This window comes from Dokdonella sp., assembly GCF_019634845.1.
Lineage (GTDB): Bacteria > Pseudomonadota > Gammaproteobacteria > Xanthomonadales > Rhodanobacteraceae > Dokdonella_A.
On the sequence record NZ_JAHCAQ010000002.1, the window covers coordinates 48,398 to 70,326 of the forward strand.

The 21,929-nt window shown below is 67.9% G+C and carries 23 protein-coding genes and 1 pseudogene; 18 read left to right on the plus strand and 6 right to left on the minus strand.

Annotated features, from left to right (window positions below; all coding sequences use genetic code 11):
* Window positions 1-2 precede the first annotated feature (2 nt).
* The 14 genes from KF903_RS01660 (at window position 3) to KF903_RS01725 (ending at window position 13,000) form a co-directional block, all read left to right on the plus strand.
* Window positions 3-1,739 carry an ATP-binding cassette domain-containing protein gene (locus KF903_RS01660; protein ID WP_291210164.1) on the plus strand — a complete coding sequence of 579 codons (1,737 nt, stop codon included), beginning with the start codon at window positions 3-5 and terminating at the stop codon, window positions 1,737-1,739.
* Window positions 1,736-2,902, plus strand: coding sequence for an ABC transporter permease (locus KF903_RS01665; protein WP_291210167.1), 1,167 nt, complete (start codon window positions 1,736-1,738; stop codon window positions 2,900-2,902). The genes KF903_RS01660 and KF903_RS01665 overlap by 4 nt, the downstream gene beginning before the upstream one ends.
* 3 nt (window positions 2,903-2,905) lie before the next feature.
* Entirely contained in the window at window positions 2,906-4,033 is a 1,128-nt protein-coding gene (locus KF903_RS01670; protein WP_291210169.1) for an ABC transporter permease, read from the plus strand.
* On the plus strand, window positions 4,030-5,565 hold the full coding sequence (locus KF903_RS01675; RefSeq protein WP_291210171.1) for an efflux transporter outer membrane subunit: 1,536 nt from the start codon (window positions 4,030-4,032) through the stop codon (window positions 5,563-5,565). The genes KF903_RS01670 and KF903_RS01675 overlap by 4 nt, the downstream gene beginning before the upstream one ends.
* Window positions 5,566-5,576: 11 nt before the next feature.
* Window positions 5,577-5,780, plus strand: a complete 204-nt coding sequence (locus KF903_RS01680; RefSeq protein ID WP_291210174.1) for a DUF2892 domain-containing protein — start codon at window positions 5,577-5,579, stop codon at window positions 5,778-5,780.
* A gap of 7 nt (window positions 5,781-5,787) precedes the next feature.
* Complete coding sequence (locus KF903_RS01685; protein ID WP_291210177.1) at window positions 5,788-7,197, plus strand: MBL fold metallo-hydrolase; 1,410 nt, start codon at window positions 5,788-5,790, stop codon at window positions 7,195-7,197.
* Window positions 7,194-8,054: a TIGR00730 family Rossman fold protein gene (locus KF903_RS01690; RefSeq protein ID WP_291210180.1), complete on the plus strand. Its 861-nt coding sequence runs from the start codon at window positions 7,194-7,196 to the stop codon at window positions 8,052-8,054. The genes KF903_RS01685 and KF903_RS01690 overlap by 4 nt, the downstream gene beginning before the upstream one ends.
* Window positions 8,051-9,184 (plus strand): lipid A deacylase LpxR family protein, encoded by a 1,134-nt coding sequence (locus KF903_RS01695; RefSeq protein WP_291210182.1) that lies wholly within the window; start codon window positions 8,051-8,053, stop codon window positions 9,182-9,184. Before KF903_RS01690 ends, KF903_RS01695 begins: the two co-directional genes overlap by 4 nt.
* A gap of 37 nt (window positions 9,185-9,221) precedes the next feature.
* The gene (locus KF903_RS01700; protein WP_291210184.1) at window positions 9,222-9,677 is read left to right on the plus strand and encodes a cytochrome c; all 456 of its coding nucleotides are present in this window, start codon (window positions 9,222-9,224) and stop codon (window positions 9,675-9,677) included.
* Window positions 9,678-9,977: 300 nt separating this feature from the next.
* The gene (locus tag KF903_RS01705; protein WP_291210187.1) at window positions 9,978-10,328 is read left to right on the plus strand and encodes a high-potential iron-sulfur protein; all 351 of its coding nucleotides are present in this window, start codon (window positions 9,978-9,980) and stop codon (window positions 10,326-10,328) included.
* A 210-nt stretch (window positions 10,329-10,538) separates the two neighbouring features.
* Entirely contained in the window at window positions 10,539-11,768 is a 1,230-nt protein-coding gene (locus KF903_RS01710; protein WP_291210190.1) for an efflux RND transporter periplasmic adaptor subunit, read from the plus strand.
* Between the two features lie 48 nt (window positions 11,769-11,816).
* Window positions 11,817-12,506 (plus strand): ABC transporter ATP-binding protein, encoded by a 690-nt coding sequence (locus tag KF903_RS01715; protein WP_291210192.1) that lies wholly within the window; start codon window positions 11,817-11,819, stop codon window positions 12,504-12,506.
* Window positions 12,490-12,618: a hypothetical protein gene (locus KF903_RS01720; RefSeq protein WP_291210194.1), complete on the plus strand. Its 129-nt coding sequence runs from the start codon at window positions 12,490-12,492 to the stop codon at window positions 12,616-12,618. Before KF903_RS01715 ends, KF903_RS01720 begins: the two co-directional genes overlap by 17 nt.
* A 121-nt stretch (window positions 12,619-12,739) precedes the next feature.
* Window positions 12,740-13,000 carry a hypothetical protein gene (locus KF903_RS01725; protein ID WP_291210197.1) on the plus strand — a complete coding sequence of 87 codons (261 nt, stop codon included), beginning with the start codon at window positions 12,740-12,742 and terminating at the stop codon, window positions 12,998-13,000.
* Window positions 13,001-13,072: 72 nt separating this feature from the next.
* Here KF903_RS01725 and KF903_RS01730 read toward each other — a convergent pair whose 3' ends face one another.
* The 5 genes and pseudogenes from KF903_RS01730 to KF903_RS01750 form a co-directional block, all read right to left on the minus strand.
* Window positions 13,073-14,263, minus strand: a complete 1,191-nt coding sequence (locus tag KF903_RS01730; protein ID WP_291210200.1) for an ABC transporter permease — start codon at window positions 14,261-14,263, stop codon at window positions 13,073-13,075.
* 1 nt (window position 14,264) lies between these two features.
* Window positions 14,265-15,425: an ABC transporter permease gene (locus KF903_RS01735; RefSeq protein WP_291210203.1), complete on the minus strand. Its 1,161-nt coding sequence runs from the start codon at window positions 15,423-15,425 to the stop codon at window positions 14,265-14,267.
* A gap of 106 nt (window positions 15,426-15,531) precedes the next feature.
* Entirely contained in the window at window positions 15,532-16,119 is a 588-nt protein-coding gene (locus KF903_RS01740; RefSeq protein ID WP_291210205.1) for a hypothetical protein, read from the minus strand.
* A gap of 112 nt (window positions 16,120-16,231) precedes the next feature.
* Window positions 16,232-16,450 carry a hypothetical protein gene (locus tag KF903_RS01745; protein WP_291210207.1) on the minus strand — a complete coding sequence of 73 codons (219 nt, stop codon included), beginning with the start codon at window positions 16,448-16,450 and terminating at the stop codon, window positions 16,232-16,234.
* Window positions 16,451-16,756: 306 nt separating this feature from the next.
* Window positions 16,757-16,941, minus strand: a pseudogene (locus KF903_RS01750) (IS1634 family transposase); the annotation flags it as partial.
* A 59-nt stretch (window positions 16,942-17,000) separates the two neighbouring features.
* On the opposite strand from KF903_RS01750, the gene KF903_RS01755 reads away from it, so the two are divergent.
* The 4 genes from KF903_RS01755 to KF903_RS01770 are packed head-to-tail and all read left to right on the plus strand — an operon-like array spanning window position 17,001 to window position 21,257.
* Window positions 17,001-18,983: a heme lyase CcmF/NrfE family subunit gene (locus KF903_RS01755; RefSeq protein ID WP_291210211.1), complete on the plus strand. Its 1,983-nt coding sequence runs from the start codon at window positions 17,001-17,003 to the stop codon at window positions 18,981-18,983.
* Window positions 18,980-19,525: a DsbE family thiol:disulfide interchange protein gene (locus KF903_RS01760; RefSeq protein WP_291210214.1), complete on the plus strand. Its 546-nt coding sequence runs from the start codon at window positions 18,980-18,982 to the stop codon at window positions 19,523-19,525. The genes KF903_RS01755 and KF903_RS01760 overlap by 4 nt, the downstream gene beginning before the upstream one ends.
* A complete protein-coding gene (locus KF903_RS01765; RefSeq protein WP_291210217.1) occupies window positions 19,522-20,031 on the plus strand; it encodes a cytochrome c-type biogenesis protein in 510 nt (169 codons plus the stop codon). Before KF903_RS01760 ends, KF903_RS01765 begins: the two co-directional genes overlap by 4 nt.
* Entirely contained in the window at window positions 20,031-21,257 is a 1,227-nt protein-coding gene (locus tag KF903_RS01770; RefSeq protein ID WP_291210220.1) for a hypothetical protein, read from the plus strand. The genes KF903_RS01765 and KF903_RS01770 overlap by 1 nt, the downstream gene beginning before the upstream one ends.
* Window positions 21,258-21,285: 28 nt before the next feature.
* On the opposite strand, the gene KF903_RS01775 is transcribed toward KF903_RS01770, so the two are convergent.
* Window positions 21,286-21,927 carry a lysophospholipid acyltransferase family protein gene (locus KF903_RS01775; RefSeq protein WP_291210223.1) on the minus strand — a complete coding sequence of 214 codons (642 nt, stop codon included), beginning with the start codon at window positions 21,925-21,927 and terminating at the stop codon, window positions 21,286-21,288.
* Window positions 21,928-21,929 lie beyond the last annotated feature (2 nt).

Genomic DNA, 21,929 nt, shown 5'->3' on the forward strand with positions numbered 1-21,929 from the left:
CGATGACCGCCACGCCCGCACCGGCGGTGGTGATCGACGGGCTGCACAAGCAGTTCGGCGCACTCACCGCACTGCGCGCCGTCAGCGCCACCATCCATACCGGGCGTCTCACCGGCCTGGTCGGCCCCGATGGTGCCGGCAAGACCACGCTGCTGCGCATCCTTGCCGGACTCCTTACGCCGAGCACGGGACGTGCCAGCGTCGCGGGGCTCGATGTGGTCGTCGACAACGATGCGATCCACCACGCGACGGGCTACATGCCGCAGCGCTTTGGCCTGTATGAAGACCTCTCCGTGCTCGAGAACATGCGTCTGTACGCGCGGCTGCGCGGGCTCGACACCACCCGCAACGCCGATCTGTTCGCCGAGCTGCTCGAGTTCACGCGGCTGGCGCCGTTCACCGCGCGGCTTGCGGGCAAGTTGTCGGGTGGCATGAAGCAGAAGCTCGGCCTCGCCTGCGCGTTGATGGCGCGGCCCAAGGTCTTGCTGCTCGACGAGCCCGGCGTGGGCGTCGACCCGGTGAGCCGTCAGGACCTGTGGCGCATGGTGCAGGCGCTCACCGACGATGGCATGGCCGTGGTGTGGTCCACGGCTTATCTCGACGAAGCCGAGCGCTGCGACAGCGTGTTGCTGCTCCACGAGGGCAGGCTGTTGTTCGACGGCCCGCCGCAGCGGCTCACCGCGCAGTTGCGTGAGCGCAGTTTCCGGCTCGAGAACGTCGGTGCCGGCCGCCGCGCGTTGCTGACCGCCGCACTGGACCTGGACAGTGTCAGCGACGGCGTGATCCAGGGCGCCGGCGTGCGCGTGGTGCTGCGAGCAGGTGCCGCCAGCAACGACATCCGTGCCCTCGCGGCACAGGCGCGGGTCGAGCTCGCCGCGGTCCCCGCGCGTTTCGAGGACGCCTTCATCGACCTGCTCGGCGGCGGCCCGGGCGGCACCTCTGCGCTCGCCGAACGGCTGCCGCCGGTGGAGCTGGATTCCCCAAGCGCGGTGTCGTGCCGCGACCTGACCAAGCGTTTCGGTGACTTCACCGCCACCGACCGTGTGAGCTTCGAGGTCCGCCAGGGTGAAATCTTCGGCCTGCTGGGTCCGAACGGCGCGGGCAAGTCGACTACGTTCAAGATGCTGTGCGGCCTTCTCAAGCCCAGTTCGGGCCAGGCGCAGGTTGCGGGGCATGATCTGCGGCATGCGACGGGCGCGGCCAAGAGCCGGCTGGGCTACATGGCGCAGAAATTCTCGCTCTATGGGCTGCTGTCGGTGCGGCAGAACCTCGAATTCGCGGCCGGCGTGTACGGGCTGGACGGCGCCACGCGCCGCGGACGCATCGAAGACATGATCGACACCTTCGATCTCGGCCCGTGGCTGGCGGCGGCACCCGACGCGCTGCCGCTCGGCCACAAGCAGCGTCTGGCACTCGCCTGCGCGCTCATGCACCGGCCGCCGGTGCTGTTCCTCGACGAACCCACCTCGGGTGTCGACCCGATCACGCGCCGCGAGTTCTGGACCCACATCAACGGCCTGTCGCGCAGGGGCGTAACGATCATGGTCACCACGCATTTCATGGACGAGGCCGAGTACTGCGACCGTGTGGCGATGCTGTACCGCGCGCGGCTCATCGCGCTGGACACGCCTGACCAGCTCAAGCGGCGCGCGATCGACAGCGCCCGACCCGACCCGACGATGGAGGATGCCTTCATCCATCTCGTCGAGGCCGCCGACCTGCAACTGGCCGCGGCATGAGCACACCGCGCGCCCGCATGCAGGCACTGGTCGGCGCGCACCTACGGCGCTTCGACGGCCGGCGCCTGCTCGCACTCGTGTACAAGGAAAGCCTGCAGGCCCTGCGCGATCCGTCCACGCTGCTGATCGCATTCGTGCTACCGGTGGTGCTCCTGCTGCTGTTCGCCTACGCGGTATCGCTCGACGCGCGTCACGTACGCATCGGGGTGGTGGTGGAATCACCCGCCGCCACCGCGCAATCGCTGGCCGCCGCATTCGCGGCTACCGAGTATCTCGACGCGCACTTCGCACATGATCGTCGCGAGGTCGCCGATGCGCTGGTGGCCGGCACGCTGCGCGGCTTCGTGGTAATCCCGCAGGACTTCGAGCAGCGCCTCGCGCGCCCCGGCGACGGGCCGCTGCTGCAGATCATCACCGACGGCTCCTACCCCAACACCGCGAACTTCGTCGGCAATTACGCGCAGGGCGTGGTGCAGACCTGGCGAACGGGGCGCGACGGCGCGGCGAGTGCGACTCCGCTGGCACTGGAGCCACGCTACTGGTTCAACGCCCAGCTCGAGAGCCGCCGCGCGCTGGTGCCCGGCGCGATCGCGATCGTGATGACGATCATCGGCACCATGCTCACCGCGCTGGTGGTCGCGCGCGAGTGGGAGCGCGGCACCATGGAGGCGGTGCTGTCCACACCTGCTTCGGTGGTGGAGATCCTAGTCGGCAAGCTACTGCCCTATTTCGCGCTCGGCATGTTGTCGATGCTCACCGCCACCGCGCTGGCGACGTTCGCCTTCGCGGTGCCGCTGCACGGCTCGCTGGCCGCGCTCCTGCTGCTGTCGGCGGTGTTCATGGTGCCGGCGCTCGGCCAGGGACTGCTGATCTCCTCGCTCACCCGCAATCAGTTCCTCGCGGCGCAGATCGCGCTGTTCTCGGGATTCCTGCCGGCCTTCATGCTGTCGGGCTTCCTGTTTGAGATCGACGCAATGCCAGCGCCGATCCGCACGATGACCTGGCTCATTCCCGCCCGCCATTTCGTGTCCTCGCTCAAGACCGTGTTCCTCGCCGGGGACGTGTGGTGCGTGTTCCTGCCGAACCTGTTCGCGATGGCGGCGATCGGCGCGGTGTTCTTCCTGTTTGCCAAGCGCGCCACGCGCAAGAACCTGGAGCCGTGACCCATGCGCCGGTTACCCTCCTCGCTGTCCTTCACCCGCCTGCACGCCCAGTTCATCAAGGAAGTGCTGAGCATCCTGCGTGATCCGCGCAGCCGCATGATCGTGTTCGCACCGCCGCTGCTGCAGCTCGTGGTGTTCGCCTTCGCGGCGACGCTCGAGGTGCGCAACGTCGACGTGGCGGTCTACGACCAGGACGCCGGACGCTGGTCGCACGAACTGGTGCAGCGCCTGCACAGCGCCCGTTTCATCGCCCAGGTGCGTGTCGTCGACAATCCCGCGCAGGTGCGCGACCTGCTCGACCGCGGCAAGGTCATCGCCGCGCTCGCGATACCGGCGGATTTCTCGCGCACGATCGCCGCGGGCGGCACCGCCCATGTGCAGGTACTGGTCGATGGCCGCCGCAGCAACTCCGGCCAGATCACGGTCGGCTACCTCGCGAGCATCGCCGCCGAGCTCGGCGCGCAGGCCGACACCGACGGCGCCGCGGCCAGTCCGGCGGTGGTGGTGCGCCACTGGTTCAATCCCAACCTCACCTATCGTTGGTTCATCGTGCCAGGACTGACCGGTATCCTCGCGTTATTCAGCGCGCTGCTCATCACCTCGCTGTCGATTGCGCGCGAGCGCGAGCTGGGCACCTTCGACCAACTGTTGGTATCGCCGACCTCGACGCTGGAGATCATCGTGTCCAAGTCGCTGCCCGCGCTCGCCATCGGCACGCTGCTGGGTCTGCTGATGGTCGCCGCCGCGACCGGGCCGTTCGGCATCCCGTTCAGCGGTTCGTTCGTGCTGCTGCTCGCCAGCCTCGTGCTGTTCATTCTGTCGGCCGTCGGCATCGGCCTGATGATTTCGGCCGTCAGCATGACCCAGCAGCAGGCGATCCTCGGCGCGTTCGCGATCGGGGTCCCGGCCGTACTCATGTCGGGTTTCGCGACACCGGTGGAGAACATGCCGCTGGCGCTGCAATGGGCCGCGCAGGCCATCCCATTGACCCACTTCCTCATCATCGTCGAAGGCAGCTTCCTCAAGGCGATGTCGGCGGGTGACGTCCTCGGCAACCTGTGGCCGTTGGCGCTCATCGCCATCGCCACGCTCAGCATGGCCGCGATGTTCGTCCGGGGGCGATTGCAATGAATCAATTCGACCGGCAGGACCCGCACCTCTTGGCGCGAGCGGCGCGCGCACCACGGCGGCCGCTGGTGCTGCTCTTGGCCACCGCGATGCTCGCTGGTTGCGCGGCTGGACCCGACTACCGAGCACCGCCCGCGGTCGATGTCGGCAATGGCTGGGTCGACCCGCCGCCGGCGACCACGCCAGCGCCCGATCTAGCGCAGTGGTGGCGCAACCTCGGCGACCCGCAACTGGATCGGCTCATCGATGCCGCCCTGCGCCACAACCTCGACCTGCGCCAGGCCACCGCGCGCATCGACGAGGCACGCGCGCTACGCGACCGCGCGGCCGGCGGACGCCAGCCAGTCGTGGCCGGCTCGGGCAACGTCAATCGCCGCCAGCAGAGTCGTCACGGGCCGCTCCCTGTCGGCGCCCTGCCCGGTCTCGACGCCACCCAAACGATTCACGACGTGGGCTTCGACGCGGCATGGGAAATCGATCTCGCGGGCGGCCAGCGGCGTGCGCTGGAGGCGGCGGACGCACGGCTGGCCGCGATGGCGGCCGATGCCAGCGGTGTGCGCATGCGCGTCACCGCCGAAGTTGCGCGTACCTGGTACGAGGCCAGCGGCGCGGCCGCTGAACTACGAAGCCAGCGTGCACTGGTGCAGTTGCGCGCGCAGACGCTCGCGCTGACTCGCGAGCGCCTCGCCAACGGCGATGCCGCCAGAGCCGACCTCGACACGGCGACCGCGCAATGGGCCGCCGCCGACGCGCTGCTGCCCGCGATCGAGGCGCGCCAGCGCGCCACGGTACTGGGACTGGCCGTACTGTTGGGCGCTCCACCCGAGCGCGAGCTCGCGCTGCTCGATGCGCCCCCGGCGGCCCCGCGGCTGCTGCCGCTGCCGGTGGGCGAGCGCGCCGACATCCTGCGGCGCCGCCCCGATGTGGCAGCCGCCGAACGGCGGCTGGCCGCCAGCAGTGCCGACGTCGGCGTTGCCACCGCGGAGCTGTTCCCGCGTCTTTCGATCGCTGTCGGCGGCGGCTTCCAGGCACTCGACGCGAGCCAGTGGCTCGATCGATCGAGCAGCCGCTTCTCGCTCCTGCCGCTGATTTCCTGGCGCGTGTTCGACGGCGGGCGAGTGCGTGCGGAAATCCGCGCGCGCGAGGCGGCGCAGCGCCAGGCAGCAGCCGTCTACGAACAGGTGGTGTTGGCCGCGCTGGGCGAGGCCGAGCGCGCGCTCGCCGAGTATCGCGCCAGCCTCGACACCCTCGCGCGCCAGCAGCATGCGCTGGCGGCTGCGCGCCGCAGTTGCGACCACGCGCGCGCACGCCACACCGCCGGCGACATCGCGCTGTTCGAAGTGCTCGTCGCCGAACGCACGCTGCAGGAAGCGCAACTGGCCAGCACGCAGGCGCAAACCGCCGCTACGACCCGGCTGGTCGCGCTCTACAAGGCACTGGGTGGTGGCTGGGGCGCGGACGCCGCCTCGGTACAGGCGCCATCGCCGGGCCACGCCCTTGCCGCCACCCCACCCCCGCACACTGCGGCCTACTGAAGGAGAAGACCATGCAGATCAACGTCGGTACCCTAGACCGCGCAGCGCGCATCATCATCGGACTGGCGTTGCTGAGCCTGCCGCTGTGGCTGGACTCACCGTGGCGCTGGGGCGGGCTCATCGGCATCATGCCGTTGGCCACCGGCCTGGCTGGGCGTTGCCCGGGCTATCGCCTGCTCGGCCTCAACACCTGCCACCTGCGCAAGCCCGAGTGAGCATGACGTGAGGCTCCAGTTCCTCGGCGCCGCTGGCGAAGTCACGGGCTCGTGCTTCCTGCTCGAGGCGGCCGGCAGCCGCCTGCTCATCGACTGCGGCATGGTGCAGGGCGGCCGTGCCGCGGTGGCGCGCAACCGCGAGCCCTTCGCGTTCACAGCCGCCGACATCGACTGCGTGCTGCTCACGCACGCCCACATCGACCACAGCGGTCTGCTACCCAAGCTCGTGCGCGACGGCTTCGCGGGCCGCATCCACGCCACTGCGGCGACGATCGACCTGCTCGGCGTGATGCTGCCCGACAGCGCGCACATCCAGGAAAGCGAGGCTCGTCGTGCGCGCGAGCGCGGGCGCGACGATGCCGCGGTGCCACTGTACACGCTCGCCGACGCGCAGCGCTGCCTTACGCACCTGCAGGCCGTCGCATACGATCGCGAATTCGCGCCGCGCCACGGCATCCGCTCCCGCTTCCGCGATGCCGGGCACATCCTCGGGTCGGCGATCATCGAACTGTGGGTGGAAGAAGCCGGCCACACCACCAAGCTCGTGTTCAGCGGCGACCTCGGCCAGCCGGGCCGACCGATCCTGCGCGATCCGACCCCGATCGACAGCGCCGACATCCTCGTGCTCGAGTCGACCTATGGTGACCGCCTGCACGCCAACCTTGCCGCGACCGAACAGGCGATGATCGACATCGTCGAGCGGACACTGTTCGAGCGCGGCGGCAACGTGGTGATGCCCGCGTTCGCGGTCGGCCGCACCCAACAGGTGCTCTACCACCTGCATCGGCTCACCCGCCTCGGCCGCCTGCATGACCTGCGCATCTTCGTCGACTCGCCGATGGCAGCGGAGGCCACGCGCATCACGCGTGCGCACCTTGCGCTGTTCGACGCGCAGGCGCGGAACCTCGCGGACTGGCACGCTCAGGGCGCTGATCTGCCCTATCTCAGCTTCACAGCCAGCGTTGCCGAATCGATCGCCCTGAACCGGATCCGCGCAGGCGCCATCATCATCTCCGCCAGCGGCATGTGCGACGCGGGCCGCATCCGCCATCACCTGCGCCACAACCTGCCGCGCCGCGAATGCAGTGTGCTGATCCCTGGTTATCAGGCGCAGGGCACGCTCGGGCGGCGCCTGCTCGATGGGGCGAGTCAGGTGCGGCTGTTCGGCGAGGATGTGCCGGTGCGCGCGGCAATCCACCAGGTTGGCGGACTGTCGGCGCATGCCGACCACGCCGCGCTCCTCGCTTGGGCCGGTGCCCTGCGCAGGCCGCCCGCACGCTGCTTCATCGTGCATGGCGAACTGGCTGCCGCGCAGGCGCTACACGACGCGCTGCGGGCACGCCATGGCTGGCGCGTGGACGTGCCCACGCGCGGCCAGCTGCTGGACTGGCCGCCGCGGGGCCCGAGTGCGCCATGAGCGACCACCATGACCTTGACGCACGCCGGCGGGCGATCCTGCAGTCGCCCGCCTACCGGCTCGCCTACGAGGACCTCGATCTGCTCGGCGCAGACGACCTGCGGCCACTGCGGCTGCAACTGGAACTGCTCAAACCCGAACGCGCGCTGCGCGAACAGGGCGTGCACTCGACCGTGGTGGTGTTCGGCAGCGCGCGGATCCGCGATGCCGACAGCGCACGCGAGCGGCTGGCGGCGCTGCAGCGCCAGGCCACCAGCACGACGACCGGTAGTGCGCTCGCCGACGAGCTGGCGCGGGCGCGCCGACGCGTCGACCAGGCGGATCACTACGAACAGGCGCGGCGGTTCGCCAACATGATCTCCAAGCGCTTCCAACAACGCGAACGCTGCGATTTCGTCGTCGTGACCGGAGGCGGCCCGGGCATCATGGAAGCCGCCAACCGCGGTGCGTTCGAGGCCGGTGCGCGTTCGATCGGCCTCAACATCACGCTGCCGCACGAACAGGCGCCCAATCCCTACATGACGCCGGAACTCGCGTTCCGCTTCCACTATTTCGCGCTGCGCAAGATGCACTTCCTCATGCATGCGCGCGGCCTCGTCGCGTTCCCGGGCGGCTTCGGCACGCTCGACGAGCTGTTCGAGGTGCTTACCCTGATCCAGACCAGCAAGATGCCGCGGATCCCTGTGGTGCTGGTCGGGCGCGAGTTCTGGCGGCGGGTGGTCGACTTCCCCTACTTGGTCGACGAGGGTTACATCGCCGCCTCCGACACCGAGCTGTTCGACTGCGTCGACAGCGCCGAGGAAATCATCGCGGCGCTGGAACGCTTCCACGGCGGCCAGATGCAGTGCGCGCCGTGACCGCCCCATCGCCACCACTACGCCGGCTGCGGCAGCGTGCGGCCGCTGCCATCGCGGCCTGGCTCGCCCTCGGCGCCGTACCCACGGTCGCGGCGTGTGACGGCGCCATCGGCTGGCGTGGCGCCACGCTTCGCCTGGAGAATGACCTGTTCGCCGGCACCGATCGCAATTACACCAACGGTGTCGCGTTGGCCCGCGTGTCGCACGACATCGACGACGGCGGCCGGCCATGCCTGCCGCGGCCCGCGCGCACTTTCGCGAACTTCATCGCCGCGCTCGACCCCGGCTTCTGGCACGGCGAGCCCGGCACCACGCGCAACCTCGTGGTGCGCGCTGGCCAGGCCATGTACACGCCGGCCGATCATCAGCGGCGCGACCTCATCGTCGACGATCGCCCCTATGCGGGGTTGCTGTACGCCGGGTTGACCTGGAACCGGCGCTCGCAACCGGCGGGGTCGGACTGGGAACGGCTCGACAGCCGCGAGGCAAACTTCGGCGTGATCGGCCCATGGTCACTCGCGCGCGAGTCGCAGCAGCTCGTGCATCGGCTGCGCGGCATCGAACGCTTCCGCGGCTGGTCGCACCAGTTGCACAGCGAGCCGGCCGTGCAAGTGGCGATGGAGCGCAGGTACCGCCGCCTCGCCGAAGGCGCGATCCAGCCGGGCTGGGCCAGCGACGTGATCGTCGGCCACGCACTGCGCCTGGGCAACATCGAGACAGCCGCCAGCGCGACGATCGAGTGGCGTGCGGGGAGGAACCTGCCCAACGACTTCGGCAGCTATCCGATCCGGCCTGGCGCCGAGAACCGACCGCCATCGGTGACGGCCGCGCTGCGCACCAGCGAGCCGCGCTCCGCGCAGGCACCGCGACCTGGCACGCATGCATTCGCGAGCGTCGAGGCCAAGGCGGTCGCCTGGGATTTCTCGCTCGACGGCAACCTGTGGCGCAACAGCCACCATGTCACTCGCCGGCCGCTGCTGATGCAAGCCGCGGTGGGCATCAGCAGCCAATGGCTCGTCGCCGGCCACGGCATGCGTCTTGCAGTCATGCGCGTGTGGCGCACCCGCGAGTTCCGAGGGCAACACGGCAACCACGCGTTCGGCTCGATCGCCCTGAGCCTGGAGTATTGAAGATGCGCCCCGTACCGCATCAAGCATTGGAATCGACATGAGGTCCATCCCACCACGGCTGCCAACACTGGCTTTGCTCGCATTCGGCGGCGCCGCGACCATCGGCGGCGCACGCGCCGAACCACCCGCAACCGATCTGGCGCTGCGCGGCGTGATGCAGCAACTGGGTCGCGACATGCAAACCATCGTGGGGGCAATCGCCACCGAGGATTGGGCGCTGGTGGCCAGCACTGCGCCCGCCATTGCGCGCCATCCGCAGCCAGCCACGGAGGAGAAGTTGCGCATACTCGGCTGGCTGGGCAGCAATGCCGGCAAGTTCCGCAGCTACGACAGCCAGGTGCACGATGCGGCCGCGGCGCTCACCGCCGCCGCGGCGCAGACCGACGGCGAGGCCGTGATTGCCGCATTCGCGAGCACCCAGCGTGCCTGCCTGCAGTGCCATCGCGAATTCCGCGCGGCCTTCGGGGCGCATTTCCGGGGCACGAAACCGTAACGGCGTTCGGGCTCATGGCGGGTGCGCCGGCCGCGATGCGTTCCCGCCTTCGCGGAAGGCCGCGCCACGGGTGCCCTCGTTGCAACACGACCGTAGGAGGTGAGCGTTGCCTGCGAGTCGGTTGCAGTGCAATCCATGGTGATTTGGCGCGCGCTGCTGGGTGCAGCGCGGGCCGTGCACCGTACTGCTGGCGGCGATCGTTCGCGCTGCCGAACGCACTCGTTCGACCACTTGAAACGCCGCACCAATCGGCGCATGGTTCCCGCCTCAGCGTGGGCTGAGCCAGACAGGAGACAGACGATGTCCAGCGACAACAAGCCAGGCAGCATCGACCAGGGTCGCCGCCGCTTCCTCAAGACCACCAGCATCGGCGCAAGCGCCGTGCTCGTGGCCAGCGTCCTGCCCAGGCATGCACGTGCCGACGATCTGCCGCACCTGCAGGTCACCGATCCGACGGCTGCGGCGCTGGGTTACACCGAGGACACCAACACGGTCGACGACAAGAAGTTCCCGATGCACAAGCCGACCCAGGACTGTGCCAACTGCAAGTTCTTCACCGCAGGCAGCGGTGAGTACGGTCCCTGCCAGTTGTTCCCGGGCAAGTCGGTGCATACCAAGGGCTGGTGTTCGGCGCACGCCAACAAGGCCTGATCCCCGCCTCGGCAGTCCCACCCGGCGCGGGAGCACGCGTTGCTCCCGCGCTTTTCATGCCTGCCGATGGCCGCGCCGCCCGCGTCGATTCGCCGCGGCCGCGTGCGCCGTCCCGTTCCCACGCGGAGTGGTCGCATCGTCACCGCGCGTGCACTGTGCGCAATCGTACTCTGACAAGCCCGCGCTCCCCATTGGCATGCGTCCAAATCCATGGATCAATCGAAGTTGCTCACGGAATTACGCATCGACCGCAGCACCCCGGTGCGGCCATCGACGCGTGGCCCGTGGCTCGTCGCCGGCGTCGCCCTCGTGCTCGTCGTCGCGGCCGGCGGCTGGTGGCTGCTGCGCGGCACACGCGCGCTGCCGGTGGAGACCGCGCTGGCCAGTGCGCCGCAGGCTGCCGGCGCCAGCAGCATGGCCGTGCTGCAGGCAACGGGCTATGTGACCGCGCGGCGGCAGGCGACCGTGTCGGCGCAGATCACGGGCACGCTGACCCAGGTGCTGATCGAGGAGGGCGAGCGCGTCGCGGCGGGGCAGGTATTGGCCACGCTCGAGGATGCGGCGCAGAAGGCGATGCTGGCACAGGCGCAGGCCGGCCTGCGCGCGGCGCAGGCGCAGCTCGTGCAGGTGCGCGCGCAGCTCGCGCAGAGCGAGCGCGACGCGACGCGGGCGGCCGAGCTCGTCGGGCGCCACCTGGTGTCGCAACAGGCCGTGGAGTTGGCGCGCACCCAGGTGGCGAGTCAGCGCGCCCAGGCCGATGCGCAGGCGCGCCAGGTCGAGGTGGCGCAGGCCAATGTCAACGCGGCGCAGGTGCAGCTCGACTACTGCACGGTGCGCGCGCCGTTCGCGGGCGTCGTCACGGCCAAGGCCGCCCAGGTCGGCGAGATCGTCTCGCCGCTGTCGGCCGGCGGTGGTTTCACGCGCACCGGCGTCGGCACGATCGTCGACATGGACTCGCTCGAGATCGAGGTCGATGTCAACGAGGCCTACATCCAGCGCGTCGTCGCGCAGCAGCCGGTCGAGGCCGTGCTCGACGCCTATCCCGACTGGAAGATCCCGGCGCACGTGATCGCGATCATTCCCGCGGCCGACCGCGGCAAGGCCACGGTCAAGGTGCGCATCGGCCTGGGCCAGAAGGATGCGCGCATCGTGCCCGACATGGGCGTCCGGGTGTCCTTCCTCGAGGACGACAAGGACGGCGCTGGCGCGGCACCGGCACCCAGCGGCGTGCTCGTGCCAAGCGATGCGATCGTGCAGCGCGACGGCAAGAGCGTCGTATTCGTGGTCGAGGGCGATCGCGCGCGGCGGCGCGCCGTCACGCCCGGACAGGTCTTTGCCGACCAGCGCCTCGTCGAGGGCATCAGCGCCGGCGTGCGCGTGGTGCGCAAGCCGGGCGCTGAACTCGGCGATGGTGCGCGCGTCGACAGCGCGCGTCATTGATGCATGCAACCGTTGCGCAGGCGCGCATCACCACCTGCAGGAGCCGACATGAGCAACATCGTTGAAATCCGCAACCTCAGCAAGGTGTACGAGCGCGGCCGGCAGAAAGTCGAGGTGCTGCACCATATCGATCTCGACATCGCGCAGGGCGATTTCCTCGCGCTGATGGGGCCGTCGGGCTCGGGCAAGACCACGCTGCTCAACCTGATCGGCGGACTCGACTCGCCCAGCCAGGGCACGCTCGTGGTCGACGGCGAGCGCATCGACCGGCTCGGCGAAGGGGCGCTGGCCAAGTGGCGCAGCGAGCACGTCGGCTTCGTGTTCCAGTTCTACAACCTGCTGCCGATGCTGTCGGCGCAGAAGAACGTCGAGCTGCCGCTGCTGCTGACGCGGCTCGGTGCCGCCGAGCGGCGCCGTCGCGCGGCCATCGCGCTGCAACTGGTGGGCCTGACCGACCGCGTGAGCCACAAGCCGAGCGAACTGTCGGGCGGCCAGCAGCAGCGCGTGGCGATCGCGCGCGCGATCGTCTCCGACCCCGACCTGCTGGTCTGCGACGAGCCGACCGGCGATCTGGACCGCCAGTCGGCGCAAGACGTGCTGGGCCTGCTGCAGATGCTCAATCGCGAGCACGGCAAGACCATCATCATGGTCACGCACGACCCCAAGGCCGCCGAATACGCGACCCACACCTTGCATCTGGACAAGGGCACGCTCGTGGAGAGTGGCGCTGCTGCCTGAAGCCACCCATGCACGCCTGGCCACGATCTCGATGGCCCACCTGTACAAGCTGCGACGCCGCGCGGGCGATCGCGGCCAGCTCGGCCACATCGAGCCGACCCGCTCTACCTAGGTCCCGATCGGCCAGCGGCGCCGCCCCCACCCCAACCGCCAGACAGACCTCCTGCGCGTGGATCCCGTCCATCAAGGCGATTTCGACCGCATCATGGGCATCTACCTCATCAACATGGTCGATGCCGTTACCGGCCCTGCTCTTCCCAGAGATCCGCCTCGACGAGAAGGGCCGGCAGCGCCGCCGCTACCGCTACGAAACCATGCCCTCTTATGAACAGCTCAGCTCACTGCCCAATGCCGACCAGTACCTCAAGCCCGGCGTCACCGTTGAACGACTCGATCAGCTCGCCCACGCCATGACCGGCAGCCAAGCCGCAAGCCAGCTCAACACCGAGCGCAAAGCCCTCTTCGTCCTGATCCACAAAACTGCCGCCGCGTGACCCCAACACCGGTTGCTACAGGCTCATTTCAGGATTGGAATGTGCAGGTTGCGGTGCGGCCGGCGCATGCATTCAGTGCTCGGCAGCCGATCTCGCCAGCGGTTCACGCAGCGCGCTCGCGATCGGCCACAGTGCCGCGAGCACACCCAGAACGACCGTATACAGAACGGTCCACCACATCACGCCGGCGCTGACACGAAGCGGGAACTGGATAGACTGGAAGAACGTTGCGCTGGCGATGCTGCGCCCGTCGAGTAGCAGCCAGCCGGCGAGGATCACGATGCCGACGCAGGCCAAGCCGATGACGATCACCTCGATCAGCATGGCCATGGCCAACGGAAGCTTGCGGAATCCCAGCGCGCGTAGAAGTGCGGTCTCGCGGCGACGCGCTCCCAGCGCCATGTGCAATGCATTGGCGATGGCTAGCAGCGCGGCCAGTCCGAGCAGGATCGAGATACCCCAGGTGGCGATCTGCGTATAGCGGTAGATGAAACCGACCTGGAAGCGATAGTAATCGCGTTGCGACACCGCAGACAGGCCCTTGAGCGACGGGTTGTTCGACAGGGCGGCCTCGAAGGTGCCGAACGCAGCGGGTGAGGTCAGTTTCACCCACAAAGTACTGACCCGGCCCGGCGCATTCCACGCAGATTGCAAGCTGCCAAGATCCGTCCACAGTTCCGATTCCCACAGCCCACCGCGAGCGTTGAATACGCCGCTGACACGCCAAGGGCGTTTGCGGATCAGCACCTGCGCACCGGTGTCGAGCGCGACGAAATCCTGCCCCGCGCCGACCCCAGTGATAAGTTCCCGCAGGCCTGCGTTGAACGACTGGCCATGGATGATCTGTGCGTCATCGCCGACCACCTGCCAGAACAGCGGCGACACGCCGCGCAGGATTACGTCGGCGGGTGTTCCGTCACGCCGACGCAACTTGATGTTAACCACCAACTGTGGGGCCACCAGCGCAGAGCCGTCTGTGGCGTGTGCCACTCCGGGGAGGTTGCCGAGCAAGGTGATTTTTTCCGCATCGTTCATGCCGCCGACGGCTTCGCTGGGTTGATTGCCGGTCATGACCACGGCGATGTCATCCCGGCCCGTGTGCGCCGCCAGTCCGGAAAGCCCCGCTGGGATGGTCAACAATCCGAGCAGGGTCGCGCTGGAAATCAGGAATCCGGCGCCGCTCAGCAAGGCGTGACGCGGTCGGACCACCGTGGCCAGCAGGGCCTGCGCGAGTGCGCCGCGGACTTCACGCAGGCCGCGCATCTCAGGCGACCCGCACGTCTACGGGCCGCAGCGCGGCGATCGTGATCGCCGGAACGATCAGCGCCGCGATCGACACTGCGGCGAGCCAGATCGGCAATCCCAGCCACGTCCACTCGGGGATGGTGAAGTTGCCGAAAAACAGGCCCATTTCAGCGGGCAGGAGGTGTAGCAACAGCAAGCTGCAAGCAACGCCCAGGCCGGCGCCAGAAATTACGATGAAGAAATTTTCCAACACGAACGCGCGCAATAGAACACCGCGCGAAAACCCCAGGACCTGTACGATCGCCATCTGTGCGCGGCGCTGCGCGATCGCGTGCGCGAGTACGCTGATCAAGACCAGTCCCGCGCACAGGAACGTCGCCAACATCACATAACCGAGTACGTATTGCGCCTGTCCGTAGCGCGCCAGTGCATTCTGCAGCATGGATTCCGTATTCGTCTGGATCGGCGGGTCGTCGTGCGCCAACGCTTCCTCGATGCGCGCGGCCACCACGTTGACGTCACCCAGATCGCGCGGGTAAACGATGATTTCCCCGACGCTATCGTCGCGCCCGGGGACGGCCGCGGCGCGGTTGAAATAATCGTAATGGCCCAAGCTGACGATATTGCCAATCGGATCTTCCTGCTGTGGGAGAACACCCGCGACATGCATCTCGATCGGTCGGCTGGTAAAGAAATTCCTGGGCGATACGCCCATGCCAGCCCGCCATCCGCAGTCCTTGGCCGCCCGTGCCCCAACCAGGATCGCCATCGGATCGGCGAGCCACTTCTTTTGCAGCGAATCAAGCTCCTGTGAAGCCGGTGGCCATATGGGAATATTCAGGACTCCCTGCAGCGACCCGCCAAATGCCTGGATCGATACGGCCGGCGCATTGTCCTTGCAGGTGACGACCAAAACCGTCGAATACACGACACCGTTCACACCCGGTATCGTTTCAATGCGCTTCGCGTAACGCAGTGGCAATGGCTGGCCCGAATTGGCGTTGTTGACGGCGAGGGTGACGCGCATGCGGTTACCCGCATCGCGCGTCGGCACAAACGGTGCCGCCAGCACGCTCAACGTGATCCAGGCGATGGTGGCCAAGGCGAGGACGAGTACGAGATAGCTCGTTCGGCCTGGCGCGTCGATGATCGCGCGGGCGGCAAAACGCATGGCGATCATGGCGCGCACAGGTCACGAAAGCGTATCGGGAGGCTGTACACGGGCAATTGAAGGTTGTTCGAGTGGGTCGAAGCTCATCCCTGAGCTTGCAAAGCCGTGCTGTGCCCTATTGCGCGGACGCCGCCTTCGGGAAGGCGAGCGCTGCGGTGATGGCGTCCTCGCGGTCGTTGTACAGGCCGCTGTGCGTGCCGACCAAGGTCAGATCCTTGTCGAAGAAATACACGGCTGGCACGGTCGTTCCGCCGATCAGGGTGTCCATCAGCATGCTCGGCGTGTGCAATACCTGCACGCCATCCGGGTAGCTCGCGCCGGCGACATCGGGGTTGTTGGAACCGAGCGTCAGTACCGCGATTTGCACTCCATGGGTTTTCATGTACTCCTTGCCGTGGGCCTTCAAGTAATCGGTCAGCGCACTGCAGGGAGGGCAACCGTCCAAGGTCTTGACGACGACGGCCGGTCCGTGCAGAAGCGTGCGCAGTTCAACGCTCTTGCCGGCACTGTCCTTCACCTCAATATTCGCTGGAAGTGCTTTGCCGATGTTCGGGCCGGGCGCTTCTTCCTGGTTTTGAATGAATTGCGCCAACCCCTTGTCGGAGCCCTTCGCGGCGTCGGCTGCCTGCAATCCGAGCGGCAAGAGAAGCAGTAACAGCGCCGGCCATAATGCAAGCGTACCTATCGATGCTTGAGCCTTCATGTTCATTCCCTTCAACAGGGACCCCGCCGCGCGTGGTCTGCATGAAGATACGCGGCGGGGTCAAGTCATGACATTCGCAAGGTTCAGATGAACTCCTGCTGCCTTGGCACTATTAAAACGGCAAGGTACAAGTGATTTCGCAGTGCCAACCTTGAGACTGGCTCCAGCCGCAGGTGGTAGTGCAACCTTGAATCGTCGCGCCCGGATTGATGGCGACCCTGCTGGCCATCGCCGATGTCGCCAGCATCGTACCGCCGAATGCGCAGGCTCCCAAGATCATGCTCAGTGTCAGCGCCCTCGGCGTGAGGGAAGAAGTAGATACGATCTTCATGATGATCTCCTTACTTGTGTTCCCCTGTAACATTGTTCATACCCCCCCCTTCTCTTTCTTGTCAAGAACGAAAGGCTCGTCTGGCCGCTGCGCATCACCTGCTCGCCGCCGAGCGCCCAAGAGTCCGGGGCGTCGAGCATGTGAGAAAACCGGAGTCAGAGTCCGACCTTCCGCCACGTTGTGCTGAAGAAACTCAATGGGTTGCGACACGATCGAGTGGATGAAAGTTCGCGCATGGCGCACGCTTCGGGTCGACAAAACCAGAAGAAGAGTGACGCCCATGCGTGCCGTGCGAGGATTGCAGACGCTCTTGAGCACCCGGAAGCCGCGCTCGATGTCAGCGAGGCCTTGTAGCGCGAGACGACTACTGCGGGCGCGACCGTGGTGTTGGTGATCAGGAGCAGCTTGCCGTCGAGCCGTTCGGCCTGCGCCAGCGACGCCTCGTCGCGCGAGAAGCTCAAGAGGTCGGCATGCGGCTCGGCCTTGAGGATGCTACCCCCTCCGCGGCCAGGTCGAGTAAGCTGACACGTCCCGTTGGCGTGGTGTGTGCATGCTTCCCGAACTAGGCCAATTCGCGCTGATCCTCGCGCTCATCCTTGCCGTCCTGCAATGCGTGCTGCCGCTGGTCGGCGCCCAGCGCGGCAACGCCGCCCTGATCGCGGTGGCGCGCCCGGCGGTCGCGGGCCAGGCGGTGTTCGTCACCGCCGCCTTCGCGCTGCTGACCTGGGCGTTCCTCAGCCAGGACTTCTCGGTCGCCTACGTGGCGCAGAACTCCAACTCGATGCTGCCGTGGTTCTACCGCTTTTCGGGCGTGTGGGGCGCCCACGAAGGTTCGATGCTGCTGTGGGTTCTCATTCTCGCGCTGTGGAGCGCGGCGGTCGCCGCGTTCAGCCACAAGCTGCCCGCCGACTTCATCGCGCGCGTGCTCGGCGTGCTCGGCTTCATCAGCGCCGGGTTCCTGCTGTTCACGCTGGTGACGTCGAACCCGTTCGCCCGCGTACTGCCGGCGCCGGTCGATGGCATCGACCTCAACCCGATGCTGCAGGACCCCGGCATGATCATGCATCCGCCGATGCTGTACATGGGTTACGTCGGGTTTTCGGTCGCATTTTCCTTCGCCATCGCCGCGCTGCTCGGCGGCCACCTCGACGTCGCCTGGGTACGCTGGTCGCGGCCGTGGACCAATGTCGCCTGGGCCTTTCTCACGCTCGGCATCGCGATCGGCTCGTGGTGGGCCTACTACACGCTCGGCTGGGGCGGCTGGTGGTTCTGGGATCCGGTCGAGAACGCCTCGTTCATGCCGTGGCTGGTCGGCACCGCGCTGATCCACTCGCAGGCCGTGACCGAGAAACGCGGCTCGTTCCGCGCCTGGACCTTGCTGCTGGCGATCTTCGCCTTCTCGCTGTCGCTGCTGGGTACCTTCCTCGTGCGCTCGGGCGTGCTCACCAGCGTGCATGCGTTCGCCACCGATCCCAAGCGCGGCATCTTCATCCTTGCCTTCCTCACGGTCGTCGTCGGCGGCTCGTTGCTGATCTATGCGCTGCGCGCACCCAAGGTTGCCGGCGGAGAACCATTCGCGGCGGCCTCGCGCGAAACCGCGCTGCTCATCAACAACCTGCTGTTCGGCTGCGCCGCGGCAATGGTGCTGCTCGGCACGCTGTTCCCGATCATCGGCGATGCACTGTCGCTGGGGCGGGTATCGGTCGGGCCGCCCTACTTCGCTTTCATGTTCATCCTGCTCATGCTGCCGATCGTGCTGCTGCTGCCGTTCGGCCCGTTCCTGCACTGGCGCAGCGCCGATCTCGGCAAGGCGGCGCGCGCGCTGCTGCCCGCATTCGTACTCGCCATGGTCGCGACCGCCGCGGCCTGGCTGCTGGTGGCGAACCTGCCGTGGAAGGCGCTGGCCGGTACGGCGGGCTCGCTGTGGATCGGCCTTGGCATCGTGCTCTACGCGCTGTCGCGCTGGCGCAATGCGCCGGCCGGGCGCCGCTACACACCCGAGATGGTCGGCATGATCTGCGCGCACCTCGGCGTGGCGCTGTTCGTGGCTGGCGTGCTCGTGGTCGAGTCGACCAGCATCGAGCGTGACGTGCGCATGGTACCCGGCAAGAGCGTGGAGATCGGTGCGCTGAGGTTCCAGTTCGACGGAGTGCATGACACGCGCGGCCCCAATTTCAGCGCGCAGCAGGGCACGATCCAGGTCTTCGAGCAGGAGCGCCTCATCGCCACGCTGTCGCCGCAGAAGCGCCAGTACCTGCGCAACTCGCAGATCCAGACCGAGGCCGCGCTCAAGCCGGGCCTCGTGCACGACCTCTACGTTGCGCTCGGCGAACCGGTCGGCACGGACGGCGCCTGGGCGGTGCGCATCTACGTCAAACCATTCGTGCGCTGGATCTGGCTCGGTGCACTGCTGATGATGCTGGGCGGATTCATCGCCGCGAGCGACAAGCGCTTCCGCGTCCACTCGACCAGCCGCAAGCAGGCCGCAGCAGCCACCGCAGCGCCATTGCCTGCCCAGGGTTCCCACGCATGAACGCACGTGTGTTGCCGCTGCTCGGCTTTGGCCTGCTGGTGGTACTGCTCGGTTTCGGCATCTGGTGGAGCAGCACGCACGACCTGCGCGAAGTGCCGTCGCCGCTGATCGACAAGCCGGCGCCGACGTTCACGCTGCCGGAACTGGACGACCCCTCGAAAATGCTCGGCAGCCGCGATCTCGCCGGTCAGCCCTACCTGCTCAACGTGTTCGCAAGCTGGTGCTTCGCCTGTCGCGACGAGCATCCGATCCTCATGCGCGAGGGCAAGCGCCTCGGCATCAGGCTGGTCGGCTTCAATTACAAGGACGAGCCGGGCGACGCCAAGCGCTGGCTCGCGCAGTACGGCAATCCCTACGACGTCGTGATCGCCGACCTGCCGGGCAAGGTGGCGATCGACTTCGGCGTCACCGGCGCGCCCGAGTCGTTCCTCGTCGACGGCAAGGGCATCATTCGCTTCAAGTACATCAGTCCGATCACGCCCGAGGTGATCGAGCGGGAGCTGTTGCCGCGCATCGCGGCGATGAAGGAGGCGGCGCGATGACCGCCGCGCTCGACATCGCGCGGCAGGCCGACGCCACGTCGGCGGCACGGCCCTCGCGCCGGCACCGGTCGTGGCTCGCGCACGTCCTGCTTGCGCTGTGCCTGACCATCGCCACGCTGGCCGTCGCCGCGGTCGATCCGCTGCCATTCGCCGACCATGCGCAGGAAGTGCGCTTCCAGAATCTCGCCAAGCAGTTGCGCTGCCTCGTGTGCCAGAACGAGAGTCTGCAGGATTCCTCGGCCCCGCTTGCCGCCGACCTGCGCCGTGAAGTGTTCATGCAGATGCAGGCCGGCAAGAGCGATGAGCAGATCAAGGCCTGGCTCACCGAGCGCTACAGCGATTTCGTGCTGTACGATCCGCCGCTGCGCACGGGCACGTCGCTGTTGTGGTTCGGCCCTGCCCTCATCGTGATCATCGGTGGCGCGATCGTGTTCGCCACCGTGCGCAAGCGCAGCCTGGCCCATCGGGCCGACCACCCACCACCGCCTGCCGAGGACGACTGGTAATGCCTTTGTTGTTTGTCGCCTGCGCCGTCGCCATGACCCTGGCGGCGCTCGCCTTCGTGCTGCTGCCGCTCACCCGCCGCCGTTCCGCTGGCGGCGACGAACGTCTGCGCGCACTCGATGCGGTGCGTGCGGCCGGTGTGCTCGATGGCGAGGAATACGCGCGCAAACGCGCCGCACTGCCCCCCGCGCCGGCAGCCTCGCCAGCGGCGCGCGGTGCGCCGCTGGCCTTGATCCTGGGCGTGGCCCTGTTGGTGCCGGCCACGAGTGTCGTGCTCTACCGCTGGGTCGGCACGCCGGCCGCGCTCGTGCCGCAGGCGCCGCGCGCTGTCGGCAGCGCTGCCGGCAGCGCGGGCGAGCACGCCAGCGCCGCCGACATGCAACAGGCCGTGGCCGCGCTGGCCGCGCGCCTCAAGCAGGAACCGGGCGATGTCGAAGGCTGGGCCCTGCTCGGCCGTGCCTACGCCACGATGGGCGATGCGGCGGCTGCGGTCGACGCCTGGCGCCACGCCCACGACCTCGCACCGACCGATACCACGCTCAGCGTGGAACTTGCCCAGGCGCTGGCGCTGGCCGCGCCCGATCATCGCCTCGCCGGCGAAGCGCGCCAGTTGCTCGAAGCGGTTGCCGGCATCGAACCCAACAATCAACGCGCACTGTGGCTGCTCGGCATCAGCGACTACCAGGACGGCCATTTCGCCGCGGCGGTGGCGCGTTGGAACACGCTGCTGCCGCTGGTCAAGGACAACGCCAACGTGGCCGACGCGGTGCGCGCGCAGATCGCCCAGGCGCAGGCCCAACTCGATGGCAAACCGGCACCGGCGCCCGCTCGGGCACCCGCCGGCGCGTCGGCGGCCACTGCAGCTGCGGCTGCCGCCCCGCCCGTTGCCCTGACCGTCGAGGTGCGCGTCGATCCGAAGCTCGCCGCGCGGGTCGATGGCAATGCCACGTTGTTCGTGTTCGCCCGCGCCGCCAATGGCCCGCCGATGCCGCTGGCCATCGCGCGCCTCAAGGCAGCGGACCTGCCCACCACGGTCAAGCTCGACGACAGCATGGGCATGCTGCCATCGCTCAAACTCTCCGACGTCCCCGAGATCATCGTCGGCGCGCGCATCTCGCGCTCGGGCCAGGCCACGCCGCAGAGTGGCGACCTGCAGGCGTCGACGGCGCCGCTCGACGTGCACCGCAGCGAACCGATCCGGCTCACGATCGACAGCGTGGTGCCCTGAGCGGACCGCCACGTGGCGCCCTGCCCGCTCAGGTCCAGTCGGCGTGTTTTTCCTCGAGCGCAAGTGCAGCCATCGCGCTGCGATAGCGCTCCATGTATGCGCCGCGATCGCCGTCGAACCGCAACGGTTCGCCGACGAAGATGTCGACGAAGAACGGCACGATCATCCATTCACCTTTCGGCAGCGCCTTGCCGAGGCCGTAGGTGTACACCGGGATCACCGGCACATCGGGCCGGCGCTCGGCGATGCGCGCCAGGCCGGTCTTGAACTCGGCCAGTTGCTCGGGTTCACCGCGTGAGCCCTCGGGAAAGAAGATCAGGATGTCGCCACGCTCGAGCGCTTCCGCCACCGGTGCCAGCAAGTCGTCATGCGCATGCTGGCGCTGCCGATTGAGTGGCACGATGCCGACCACGTTGAGCGCAAACCAGGCCAGCCACCGGTTGCGCAGGAAGTAGTCGGCGGCCGCCACGGGCCGCACGCGCGGCAACAGGCGCAGCGGCAGCAGGCTGATCAGCGCCATCGCATCGAGATGACTGTTGTGGTTGGCGGCGAGGATGGCCGGCCCCCGCGTGGGCAGGCGTTCGCGGTGGCGCACGTTGAGGCCGAGCACGATGAGCACCACGCCGCGCACGAGCACGCCGTAGAACAACAGCCGGAGCAGCGCGCCCATGG